This window comes from Arthrobacter sp. RIT-PI-e, assembly GCF_001187915.1.
GTDB lineage: Bacteria > Actinomycetota > Actinomycetes > Actinomycetales > Micrococcaceae > Arthrobacter_D.
On the sequence record NZ_LGIU01000097.1, the window covers coordinates 57,222 to 68,869 of the forward strand.

An 11,648-nucleotide genomic window follows, 5' to 3' on the forward strand; every position below is an offset into this window, starting at 1 on the left:
CCACGGCCCCGGTGCAGCCCTCCGAGCAGGAGATCGACGCCGCCGAACTGGCGTCCGCGTGCCGTGGGGAGGGCATCACCTCCGCGTACCAGCCGATCATCGACACCGTCCGCGGGTCGGTGGTCGGCTACGAGGCGTTGATCCGCTTCCCCGGGTACGAGGTGAAGGACCCCGAGGTGTGGTTCGCCCGGGCACGCCGTGACGGGTACGGGGCGGAGCTCGAGGCGGCGGCACTGCGCAGTGCCTTCCGGCAGCGGAGCGCCCTGCCGGGCAACTGCTTCCTCACCGTGAACGTCTCCCCTCCCCTGCTCGCCACCCCCGCCGTCCGGGCCGTGTGGGCCGAGCAGGGTCACCTCGGCGGTGTCTTCGTCGAACTGACCGAACAGGCGGCGATCGACTCCTACGTGGAGCTCGAGCCGCATCTGCAGTCGCTGCGGTCCGCGGGTGCGATGATCGCGATCGACGACGCCGGATCCGGGTACGCGGGGCTCCAGCACCTGCTCGCAGTGCGGCCGGCCATGATCAAGCTGGACCGCGAGCTGGTCCGCGAGGTGGACCTCGACGAGGCGAAACGGGCCCTGGTGGAGATGCTCGGCATCTTCGCGAACCGGGTGGACGCCTGGATCCTCGCCGAGGGCATCGAGCGCGTGGAGGAGCTCGACACCCTCGCCGCCCTCGGCGTCCCCCTGCTGCAGGGGTACCTGCTCGGACGTCCCGGCCCACCCTGGCAGGAGGTGGACCTCGACGTCGCGCTCCGCCTGTCCGGCCGGCCGCAGCCGGTCGCGGCGTCCACCGTACGCGGCGTCCTGGAACCCGCCACGACGGCGGGCTCGCTCACCGAGGCCACGACGCGCTTCGAGGCCGACCCGCAGCTCACCGACCTCGTGCTCCTGGACGGGCACCGCCCCGTGGCCGTGCTGTCGGAGGAGGAGGCCCGGTTCGGCATGTTCCGTCCCGGGATGATCGTCAACGTGGACACCCGGATCGGCGAGGCGCTCTCGCGCTCGATCACCCGGGAGCGCTCCGACCGGTTCTCCCCGCTGCTGGTCACGGACAACGCCGGCCGGTACGTGGGAGTGGCACGCCTGGAGCGGTTGATCGGCAGGATCGCCTCGGAGGACACCGCGTCCCTGCGCTGAGAGCCGGAGGACAGCCCCATGGGAGGCCCACCCCTTGGCACCCCGTGCGAGAATGGGGCCATGGTGCGCGGCGACGGACAACTCTCCCACGATCTTCTCCCCGGCGAGAAAGGACCACAGGATGCCTGTGGTGTCTTCGGTGTCTGGGCACCCGGCGAGGAGGTGGCCAAGCTCACCTACTACGGGCTGTACGCACTGCAGCACCGCGGCCAGGAGTCCGCGGGGATCGCCACGAGCGACGGCGCCCGCATCAACGTCTACAAGGACATGGGCCTGGTGTCCCAGGTCTTCGACGAATCCACCCTCAACACCCTCGCCGGGCACATCGCCGTCGGGCACTGCCGCTACTCCACCACCGGTTCCTCGCACTGGGCCAACGCCCAGCCCACCCTCGGCGCCACCGCCGCCGGCACGGTGGCCCTGGCGCACAACGGCAACCTGACCAACTCCGCCGAGCTCTACCAGATGGTCCTCGACCGTCACGGCAAGCCTCGCGCCGGTGAGCTCGCGCAGGGCAACACCACGGACACCGCCCTGGTCACGGCGCTCCTGGCGGGGGACGACGACCGCTCCCTGGAGGAGACCGCGATGGAGCTGCTCCCGAGCATCCGCGGCGCCTTCTGCTTCGTGTTCATGGACGAGGGCACCCTCTACGCCGCACGCGACGCCTACGGGGTGCGCCCCCTGGTGCTCGGTCGGCTCGAGCGCGGCTGGGTGGTGGCCTCGGAGCAGGCCGCACTGGCCACGGTGGGTGCGAGCTACATCCGCGAGATCGATCCCGGCGAGTTCATCGCCATCGACGAGGACGGCGTGCGCAGCCGCCGCTTCGCCACCCCGACGGCGGCCGGCTGCGTCTTCGAGTACGTGTACCTGGCCCGTCCCGATGCCTCGATCGCCGGCCGCTCGGTGTACGAGTCGCGGGTGGAGATGGGCCGCCAGCTGGCGCGGGAGAACTCCGCCGTCGCGGACATCGTGATCCCCGTCCCGGAGTCCGGTACGCCGGCCGCCGTCGGCTTCGCCGAGGAGTCCGGCATCCCCTTCGCCCACGGCTTCGTGAAGAACGCCTACGTGGGGCGCACGTTCATCCAGCCCAGCCAGACCCTGCGCCAGCTGGGCATCCGGCTCAAGCTCAACGCGCTGGAGTCCGTGATCCGCGGCAAGCGCATCGTCGTGGTGGACGACTCCATCGTGCGCGGCAACACGCAGCGGGCCGTGGTCCGGATGCTGCGGGAGGCCGGCGCAGCGGAGGTGCACGTGAAGATCTCCTCGCCCCCGGTGCGCTGGCCCTGCTTCTACGGCATCGACTTCGCCTCGCGGGCGGAACTGATCGCCAACGGCGCCCTGGTGAACGAGATCAGCTCCTCGATCGGCGCGGACAGCCTCGCCTACATCTCCGAGGACGGCATGATCGACGCCACGCAGCAGCCCCGCGAGCGCCTCTGCACGGCCTGCTTCACCGGGCAGTACCCGATCGAACTGCCGGAGGAGGACCGCCTCGGCAAGAACCTGCTGGAGCGGGTCGATCCCGCGGACAAGCCCGGGGCCACCGGGTGCGACCCGGGCCCGGACGCGGAGTTCGAGCCCGTCCTGACCGCTGAAGACAGGAAAGAGCGAGTATGAGCATGCCGTCCGGACCCATCACCTACGCCTCCGCCGGCGTCGACGTCGAAGCGGGGGACCGCGCCGTCGAGCTCATGAAGGACGCCGTCCGGGCCACGCACGGCGCGCAGGTGCTCGGCGGGGTGGGCGGTTTCGCGGGTCTCTTCGACGTCTCCCGGCTCCTCACCTACACGCGACCGCTCCTGGCGACGTCCACCGACGGCGTGGGCACCAAGGTGGCGATCGCGCAGGCCATGGACATCCACGACACCATCGGGTTCGACCTCGTGGGCATGGTGGTGGACGACATCGTGGTGGTGGGCGCCGAACCACTGTTCATGACCGACTACATCGCGTGCGGCAAGGTGGTCCCCGAGCGCATCGCGGACATCGTGCGCGGCATCGCGGCGGGCTGCTCGGTGGCCGGGACCGCCCTGGTGGGCGGGGAGACCGCGGAGCACCCGGGGCTGCTCGGCGAGCACGAGTACGACGTCGCCGGTGCCGCCACGGGCGTGGTGGAGGCGAGCCGCGTTCTCGGCCCCGAGCGGGTGCGCGAGGGCGACGTGGTGATCGGCATGGCCTCCTCCGGCCTCCACTCGAACGGGTACTCGCTGGTACGGCGCGTGATCAACCAGGCCGGGTGGGCGCTGGACCGGCAGGTCTCCGAACTCGGCCGCACCCTCGGCGAGGAACTCCTGGAACCCACGCGCATCTACGCCGCGGACTGCCTGGCGCTGGCCCGCAATGACGCCGCCCAGGTGCACGGCTTCAGCCACGTCACCGGTGGCGGACTCGCGGCCAACCTGGCCCGTGTGCTCCCGCGGGGCCTCGAGGCCACCGTGGACCGCTCCACCTGGGAGCTCCCGCCGATCTTCACGCTCGTGTCCCAGCTCGGCTCGGTTCCGCTGCCGGACCTCGAGCGCACCCTCAACCTCGGTGTCGGCATGGTGGCGATCGTCGGGGAGGAGGGCGCCGACGCGGCTCTCCGGCAGCTGAACGACGCCGGTCTCCCGTCCTGGACCATGGGTACCGTCGGGACCGCCGGCACGGGGAGCACCGACGGCCCGGACTACGTGCAGGGCGCCAAGGGCGTGGACGGCGGCGCGGGCCGGTTGCTGGGCGCCTACGCCTGAGCGGGTCTGCACTGACACCTGGCCCGGCGCGTCGGCCGGGACCCGGCCGGACAGGCTCAGGGGCCGGGACGGTCATCCCGGCTCCGGCCCCTCGGAGGGCTCGAGACACCGCGATACCGCGTCGTCAGCGTGCGGCTCGGGACGACCACGGGCCATCGGTCGCACCGCCTCCGCGCTGGTGGAGCGATGGGTGCATCCGGATGCCGTCTCCGAGGTGGACCATGCCCCTGGGTCGTCGCCTCCGAGGCGAGCGAGGCAGCAGGGCGGCCCAGGAGCGAGGATGCGGACCGGGGACGGCGGTGGCGATCGTGAGGCCCTACCGATGGACAGGTGACCGGCGACTGGGGTCCGCCCACGGAGATGGTCCTGCGAACGGCACCCAGCAGGTGCGGAGGCTGCTGCACGGCACCCCTCGGGCGGTGGACCACGGACGTCAGCCCCGGGTTGCCGATGCGGTGACCGGAAATGTCATCGATCGTCCCGGACCGGCCGGGGTGTGGAACAGCGCCGCGGTGTGCTCGGACCCGGTCGCGGGAGGAGGGGCTTGACTCCGCGCTCATAACCAATATGTTTGTGACTACAACATATTGGTCACACCTTGGAGCACTCAATGACGATCGAGCCCACCCGCGACGACAAATTCTCCTTCGGACTCTGGACGGTGGGCTGGGAGGCCCAGGACCAGTTCGGCTCCGCCACCCGGGCACCGCTCGACGTCGTCGAGGCCGTGAACCGCCTGAGCGACCTCGGCGCCTACGGACTGACCTTCCACGACGACGACCTGTTCCCGTTCGGCTCCAGCGCCGGCGAGCGGCAGGCGCAGATCGACCGCCTCAAGGGCGCCCTCGACTCCACGGGACTGGTCGTCCCCATGGTGACGACGAACCTGTTCAGCCACCCCGTGTTCAAGGACGGCGGTTTCACGAGCAACGACCGCGGCGTGCGCCGCTTCGCCCTGCGGAAGGTCCTGGACAACATCGACCTCGCCGCGGAGCTCGGCGCGAGGACCTTCGTGATGTGGGGTGGGCGCGAGGGCAGCGAGTACGACGCCGCCAAGGACATCCGTGGTGCCCTCGAGCGCTACCGCGAGGCCGTGAACCTGCTGGGCGACTACGTCACCGACAAGGGCTACGACATCCGCTTCGCGATCGAGCCCAAGCCCAACGAGCCACGCGGGGACATCCTGCTCCCCACCCTGGGTCATGCCATGGCGTTCATCGAGACCCTCGAGCGCCCGGAGCTCGTGGGCATCAACCCGGAGACCGGCCACGAGCAGATGGCCGGGCTGAACTTCACGCACGGGATCGCGCAGGCCCTCTACCAGGGCAAGCTCTTCCACATCGACCTCAACGGCCAGCGCAGCATCAAGTTCGACCAGGACCTGGTCTTCGGGCACGGAGACCTGCAGAACGCGTTCTCGCTCGTGGACCTGCTCGAGAACGGCGGGCCCGCCGGAGGCCCCACCTACGACGGGCCGCGCCATTTCGACTACAAGCCGAGCCGCACCGAGGACATGGACGGCGTCTGGGACTCGGCTGCAGCCAACATGCAGACCTACCTGCTGCTCAAGGAGCGCGCGGCGGCCTTCCGCGCCGACCCCGAGGTCCAGACGGCACTCACCGCATCGCGCGTGTCCGAGATCAACGAGCCCACGCTGAACGAGGGCGAGGGCTACGAGGCCCTGCGCGCGGACCGGGCCTCCTACGAGGACTTCGACGCCGATGCCTACTTCAACGGCAAGGGCTTCGGTTTCGTGAAGCTCCAGCAGCTCTTCATCGAGCACCTGCTCGGAGCCCGCTGACCCATGGCCCTCGTCGCCGGAGTCGATTCCTCGACGCAGAGCTGCAAGGTGGTGGTGCTCGACGGCGCGACGGGGGCCGAGGTCCGCTCCGGCCGCGCCGCCCATCCCGAGGGCACGGAGGTGGACCCTGAGGCCTGGTGGCGGGCCCTGCTCCCGGCCCTGGCGGACGCCGATGCCCTGGCGGACGACGTCGGGGCGCTGGCGATCGCGGGCCAGCAGCACGGCATGGTGCTGCTGGGCCGCGACGGGCGCGTCCTGCGCGACGCCCTGCTGTGGAACGACACCAGGTCCGCCGGTGCCGCCCGGGACCTGATCGACGAGCTCGGCGTCGACGACCTGGTGGCCCGGACCGGCTCGGCGCCCGTGGCGTCCTTCACGAGCACCAAGGTGCGGTGGGTGCGCGACTCCGAGCCCGACGTCGTGCCGTCGATCGCGGCGGTGGCGCTCCCCCACGACTGGCTGACCTGGCGGCTGCGCGGCTTCGGCCCCGCGGAGGACTCCCCCCTGGGACCCGTGCTGGAGGAACTGGTGACCGACCGCTCGGATGCGAGCGGCACCGGGTACTGGGACCCCGCCGAGGGGGCGTACGACCTCGACCTCTTCCGGCACGCACTGGGGCGTCCCGCGCGTGAGGCCCGCGGCGGCGGGAGCACCGGGGACGACGGCGATGAGGCACCGGAGGTCCTCCTGCCCCGCGTCCTGGCGGCGGATGCCTCCGCGGGCGAGGTGCACCCCTCCTATCTCGCGACGGAAGGACACCGGGTGATCCTGGGTCCCGGCGCCGGGGACAACGCGGGTGCCGCGCTGGGGCTGGGCGCCCAGGCGGGCGACGTCGTCGTGTCCCTGGGGACCAGTGGCACGGTCTTCGCCGTGGCGGCGGACCCGGTGGCGGACGCCTCCGGCACGGTGGCCGGGTTCGCGGACGCCGGCGGTCTCTTCCTGCCCCTCGTGGCCACCCTCAACGCCGCCCGGGTGCTCACCTCCGTGGCCGGCCTCCTCGGGGTGGACCACGACGGCCTCGCGGCCCTGGCGCAGGAGGCGGCACCGGGTTCCGGCGGCGTGGTCCTGGTGCCGTACTTCGAGGGGGAACGCACGCCCAACCTCCCGAACGCGAAGGCCAGTTTCCACAACCTCAGCATCGCCTCCGCGACCCGCGCGAACATGGCCCGCGCCGCGGTCGAGGGCATGCTATGCGGACTGGCGGACGCGCTCGATGCCGTCCGGGTCACCGGCGTGGAACCGGTGAACCTCCTGTTGATCGGCGGTGCGGCACAGAACGCGGCGGTCCAGGAGGTGGCGGCCCAGGTGCTCGACCTCCCCGTCCGCATCCCGGCACCGGGCGAGTACGTGGCCCGCGGCGCTGCCGTGCAGGCCGCCTGGGTGCTCACCGGGGAGCGGCCGCGCTGGAGGGTGGACACCGTGGAGGACCGCGCGGCGGACCACCGGCCGGTGGTCCGCGAGCAGTACCGGGCAGCCGTGGGGACGGTGGCCTTCCCGGCCTGACCACGCGACGGTCACCCGGGACGGCGGGACGGCGGGACGGCGGGAAGGCCGGGACGACGGGAAGGCCGGGACGACGGCGATGCGAGGCACCCACCCGGGAGGGGGGGGGGCCTCGCACCGCCTCTCGGGTGGATCAGCGACCCGAGGGGGGGAGCAGCGGCCCGAGCGCAGGTCCACTCCCACCTGGTCCACCCTGCGGTGGAAGGACATCCCGGCCTTGCCGCCGAGGACCGCGGCCAGGGGCGGGACGCGGGGCGCGACGGCCGGGCGAGGAGCCCGCCGGTGGTCAGTGCATCCCGGTTGAACTGGATGCTGGGGGCACCATCCAGGGAGGAGAGCACGTTGTACTGGTCACCGGCCACGACGGCGAGGATGGCCAGGACGATCGCGATGATGATGCCCCACAACCAGACGGCCAGGCCCTGCTTGGCGCCGTCGAAACGCGCCATGCGCCCTGCGACGTAGCCACCGCAGTAGTAGGCGATGAACAGGATGACCGCGAGGGCGATCCCGCCGGCGATCCCGATGGTCTGTGCGTTCTCGGTGGCCCGGTCCGCGGCATCGTTCACGCCACTGCTGTTCGAGGCCCCGACGCCGATGCCGACCGCCGTAGCGAGGGCGCCGAGGATCACGGTGAGGCCGATCGCGGTCAGCCAGCCGAAGAACGCCGAGCCGAACTTGATGCCGCCGAAGCGCTCCCGTTCCGCTGCCACGACGTCGTTCCGCCGGCTCTTCGGGGTACTCGCGCCCGAGGTGTTCTCTGCTGCCATGATGTTTCTGCTCCTTCGTAGTCGTCGCACTCCCTGTGTTGGCAGTGCCTTCCGGTAAAGTAAGCCTGCTTACTACCGTGGGGGTTCGAAGAGCTGAATGCAAGAAACTTCTTTTGCCCTGTGTGCAACGGGTTCGCTTGCGCCTCATGATCCACCCTGCCCACCGACCCCGTTCAGGAGACGCACCCATGACCACAGAGCACAGCGGCACCGGAGGAACCCCTGCACGGCGGGTGGCGGTCCTGGCCAGCAGCGGGGGCAACCTCCGCAGCCACGGCGGGAACGACCCTGCCATGCTGATCCGGGACGTGTCCCGCCAGCTGGACGCCGCCGGCTTCGTCCTCGGGGCGGTCCAGTTCGTGGCCACGCAGGCCTCCATGGACGGCATCGCGCAGGACGCACCGGCACAGCTGTGGAGCCTCGCACCGAGCGGCCCCGAGGTCACCGCCGCCGGCACCCTCGCGGAGATCAACGTACGGGCACGAGAGCAGGACGCCGAACTCGCCGTACAGGTGGAGTCGGGGGAGATCGACGGCCTGATCCTCATGAGCGCCGACCCCGCGGACACCAACGCGCGGACCCTCCGGGCAGCCGCCCGCCTCGGGATCCCCGTGGTGGGCACCGGCGGCAGCTCCATCGCGGAGGCACAGCGGATGGGCGTGAACGTGGTCTCCGCCTCGGGAACCACCGGGACCACGAGCACCACCCGCGCCGTCTCCTACGTGTCCGGGTTGTCGAAGACGTGGGACGTGAAGTACCGGGCGGCCCTGGGAGGATCGGGCGCCGGTGCCGGCCCCACGGAGGAAGCCGCCTGGCGGCGCATCAGCGTCCGCGGGATCATGGTGGGCAGCATCCCGGCGTTCATCGCCCTCGCCCTGGTGCTGGCCCTCAGCAGGATCCCCGTGCTGGCCGATCTCACCGAGGTCTTCGACGCCCTGATCGCCGGTCTGCCCGTCGTGGTGGCCGCAATGGCCGCCCGGAAGGTCTCGGGCCTCGACGAGGTGGGACTGGTGGCCGGTGCACTGGCCGGCATCCTGTCCGCGCGGGGCGGCATCCTCGGAGGACTGGTCGGCGGGATCCTGGCCGGCCTGCTGGCCGCCTACCTGATCAACCGGACCCTCTCACGGAGCTTCCCGGCCACCACGGCGAACATCGTGACGGGCGCCCTCGCCGGGCTCCTGCCCGGCCTGGTCGTGTACTACCTCCTGGCACCGTTCACGAGCCTCCTCGGAGACGGGGTGCGGATCGCCATCGAGGCCGCCCTGGAGTTCAGCCCCCTGCTGGCGGGCGCCCTGGCGGGTCTCGTGATGTGGCCGGCCATCATCGGCGGCGTCTACCACTCCGTGATCCTCCCCCTCGTGCTGCTCGAGATGGGGCAGAAGGGCACCAGCTTCTTCGGGGCCATCGACATGGTGGCCCTGGTGATGGTGAGCCTCGGCATCACGCTCGCGAACGTGGTGAAACCGCGTTCCAGCGGGGAACGCGCCCTGGCCGGGTCCGGCGCCGGCGTCAACTTCTTCTTCGGCACCTTCGTGGAGGCCTCCTACCCCTTCATGTTCTCGGACAGGAGGATCTTCGCCGTCGCGATCGCCTGCGCCACCACCGGCGGTGCCCTCGTGGGGGTGCTCGGCACGGAGGCCTCCGCCTACCTGCCCGCCGTCGTCGCACCCTTCATCGCGACCAACCCCGCAGGTATGGTCGTGGCCATGACGGTGACGGCCGCCCTCGCCTTCGCCCTCACGCTCCTGGTCAACGTGGCGCACCTGCGTGCGGAAGCCCGCGCCGGAGCCCCGGTCGGTTGAGGCGCCCGGCGGCCCCCGGACCCGAAATCGTGCACCCTGTGGCTACGATGGATCCCGGACCGGGCACACCGCCCGGTCCCGACGGACCGAGGAGGAGTCAGACCGTGCGGTCCACCTCCGGCAGCATGAACGGTTCGGAGGGTCTCCGCAACCACAACCTCTCCCAGCTCCTGACCATGGTCCACCGCAGCGGACCGATCTCCCGGTCCGAGCTGACCCGGCGCAGCGGTCTCAACCGCTCCACGGTGGGAGCACTCGTCTCCACGCTCGCCGGGCGACGCCTCCTCCAGGAGACCGAGCCGGTGGGCGTCGGCCGGGTCGGGCGGCCGAGCCCGATCGTCCGGGCGAACCCCGGGATCGCGGCGATCGCCGTGCATCCCGACATCGACGCACTGACCGTCGGCGTGGTGGGCCTCGGCGGTCACGTCCACGGACGCCTCCGCAGGGAGACCGACGGGCTCCCGACGCTCGAGGACTCCGTACGCCTCAGCCGGGAGCTCGTCGCGGAGCTGCACCCGCACCTGGCCTCCGTGGAGCGCGTCCTGGGCGTCGGGATCGCCCTGCCCGGTCTCGTCAACGCCGGCGCCGGACGGGTGCTGATTGCCCCGCACCTCGGCTGGCGGGACGCCGATCTCACCTCGCCCTTCGGTGAGGCGCTCGGACTACCCGCGGTCGCGGCGAACGACGCCGCGCTCGGTTCCCTGGCCGAGAGCATCTTCGGCGCGGCGGTGGGAGCGCAGGACACCCTCTACCTCAACGGCAGTGCCAGCGGGATCGGCGGGGGGATCGTGGCGGGCGGCGCCCCGTTGAGCGGAGCCCGCGGTTACGCCGGTGAACTGGGACACACGCTGGTACGTACGGACGGCTCCCGCTGCCACTGCGGGCGCTCCGGCTGCCTGGATGCCGAAGTGCGCCTGGAACGGCTCCTCGACGCAGCAGGGGTGACCGGCGGCGGGGTCGAAGCCCTCGAGGCGGTCCTGGCGACGGATCCCGGACCCGCCGTCCGCGCCGAGGCGGAGCGCCAGCTCTCCCTGCTCTCCGTGGCCCTGGTCGACTGCGTGAACATCTTCGACCCGGCGCTGATCGTGCTGGGCGGATTCCTCGCCTCCCTGTTCGAGTACGACGGCGCCCGGCTCACCGAGCACGTGAACGCGGCGTCGCTCGGCGGCGGCGTGATGGTGCGCCGGGCCGCGCTCGGGCCCGAGCTGCTGCTCGTGGGCGCCGCGGAGATCGTCTTCGAACCCCTCCTCGCCTCGCCCTGACACACGCCATGCGCCCGGACGGACCCGGACGTCGGTGCCACCGGGATCCAGACCACGACGTACGGCACACCCTCCCCGGAAGGGGATGATGCGCCGTAGGTGGTTCACGGAGGAAGGACGGTCCCGGCCTCAGCCGGTGCGCCGGGAACCGGTGTCCTCGCCGTCGTCCTCGAGATCGTCGGCATACTTGTCCGCGTACTCCGAGTAGTCCGGTTCCACCGGCTCGCTGTGCTGACTGGACGGACGACTGTCCGGACCCCTCAACTCTCGCTGCAGTGCCGAATAATCGGTGGACGGGCTGAAGTACTTCATGTCCCGTGCCTGCTTGGTGGCTTTCGCCTTCTGACGGCCGCGCCCCATGGCGTGACCCCCTTTTTGCGTCGATCCGGAGGTGGTCACTGGGGCACGAGGCCCAAGGCTGCAGCGAGGCCCCGGAGTATTCGGTCAATTTGTCGTAAGTATAGGTTACATGTTCTCACCCGGCCCGGAGCGCCGGCACTCCGGGTCCTGGAAGCCCGAGGATCCGCGGACGGGTGGCGTCGTCCGGTCCGGGGCCGTCCGCGCAGCGTCCCGGGGGTCCGCCGGGAGGGGATTGTGGATAGAGTCGAGGCCACGTCCAGGACGTGCTGGTCACGACCA

9 protein-coding genes are annotated in these 11,648 nt (G+C 71.3%); 7 read left to right on the plus strand and 2 right to left on the minus strand.

Annotated features, from left to right (window positions below):
* The first annotated feature begins 11 nt into the window (after positions 1-11).
* The 5 genes from AC792_RS14620 (at position 12) to AC792_RS14640 (ending at position 7,175) form a co-directional block, all read left to right on the plus strand.
* Positions 12-1,139: an EAL domain-containing protein gene (locus AC792_RS14620; protein WP_049831224.1), complete on the plus strand. Its 1,128-nt coding sequence runs from the start codon at positions 12-14 to the stop codon at positions 1,137-1,139.
* 60 nt (positions 1,140-1,199) lie between these two features.
* The gene (gene purF / locus AC792_RS14625; protein WP_049831225.1) at positions 1,200-2,759 is read left to right on the plus strand and encodes an amidophosphoribosyltransferase; all 1,560 of its coding nucleotides are present in this window, start codon (positions 1,200-1,202) and stop codon (positions 2,757-2,759) included.
* A complete protein-coding gene (gene purM / locus AC792_RS14630) occupies positions 2,756-3,871 on the plus strand; it encodes a phosphoribosylformylglycinamidine cyclo-ligase (protein ID WP_049831226.1) in 1,116 nt (371 codons plus the stop codon). The genes purF and purM overlap by 4 nt, the downstream gene beginning before the upstream one ends.
* 610 nt (positions 3,872-4,481) lie before the next feature.
* Positions 4,482-5,672, plus strand: a complete 1,191-nt coding sequence (gene xylA, locus AC792_RS14635) for a xylose isomerase (RefSeq protein WP_049831227.1) — start codon at positions 4,482-4,484, stop codon at positions 5,670-5,672.
* A 3-nt stretch (positions 5,673-5,675) separates the two neighbouring features.
* Positions 5,676-7,175: a xylulokinase gene (locus tag AC792_RS14640; protein ID WP_049831228.1), complete on the plus strand. Its 1,500-nt coding sequence runs from the start codon at positions 5,676-5,678 to the stop codon at positions 7,173-7,175.
* A gap of 11 nt (positions 7,176-7,186) precedes the next feature.
* On the opposite strand, the gene AC792_RS14645 is transcribed toward AC792_RS14640, so the two are convergent.
* Complete coding sequence (locus AC792_RS14645; RefSeq protein WP_235436823.1) at positions 7,187-7,945, minus strand: hypothetical protein; 759 nt, start codon at positions 7,943-7,945, stop codon at positions 7,187-7,189.
* Between the two features lie 188 nt (positions 7,946-8,133).
* Here AC792_RS14645 and AC792_RS14650 point away from each other — a divergent pair, with 188 nt between their 5' ends.
* Together AC792_RS14650 and AC792_RS14655 are read left to right on the plus strand one after the other, a co-directional pair.
* On the plus strand, positions 8,134-9,747 hold the full coding sequence (locus AC792_RS14650; protein WP_049831229.1) for a PTS sugar transporter: 1,614 nt from the start codon (positions 8,134-8,136) through the stop codon (positions 9,745-9,747).
* Positions 9,748-9,851: 104 nt separating this feature from the next.
* Positions 9,852-11,009 (plus strand): ROK family protein, encoded by a 1,158-nt coding sequence (locus AC792_RS14655; RefSeq protein ID WP_160317656.1) that lies wholly within the window; start codon positions 9,852-9,854, stop codon positions 11,007-11,009.
* Positions 11,010-11,138: 129 nt separating this feature from the next.
* On the opposite strand, the gene AC792_RS14660 is transcribed toward AC792_RS14655, so the two are convergent.
* A complete protein-coding gene (locus AC792_RS14660; protein ID WP_049831231.1) occupies positions 11,139-11,369 on the minus strand; it encodes a DUF3073 domain-containing protein in 231 nt (76 codons plus the stop codon).
* Positions 11,370-11,648: the final 279 nt, after the last annotated feature.

Coding starts and splice junctions, on each gene's coding strand:
- purF (WP_049831225.1), top strand. CDS start 1,200: ATGGTGCGCGGCGACGGACAACTCTCCCACGATCTTCTCCCCGGCGAG.
- purM (WP_049831226.1), top strand. CDS start 2,756: ATGAGCATGCCGTCCGGACCCATCACCTACGCCTCCGCCGGCGTCGAC.
- xylA (WP_049831227.1), top strand. CDS start 4,482: ATGACGATCGAGCCCACCCGCGACGACAAATTCTCCTTCGGACTCTGG.
- AC792_RS14640 (WP_049831228.1), top strand. CDS start 5,676: ATGGCCCTCGTCGCCGGAGTCGATTCCTCGACGCAGAGCTGCAAGGTG.
- AC792_RS14645 (WP_235436823.1), bottom strand. CDS start 7,945: ATGGCAGCAGAGAACACCTCGGGCGCGAGTACCCCGAAGAGCCGGCGG.
- AC792_RS14650 (WP_049831229.1), top strand. CDS start 8,134: ATGACCACAGAGCACAGCGGCACCGGAGGAACCCCTGCACGGCGGGTG.
- AC792_RS14660 (WP_049831231.1), bottom strand. CDS start 11,369: ATGGGGCGCGGCCGTCAGAAGGCGAAAGCCACCAAGCAGGCACGGGAC.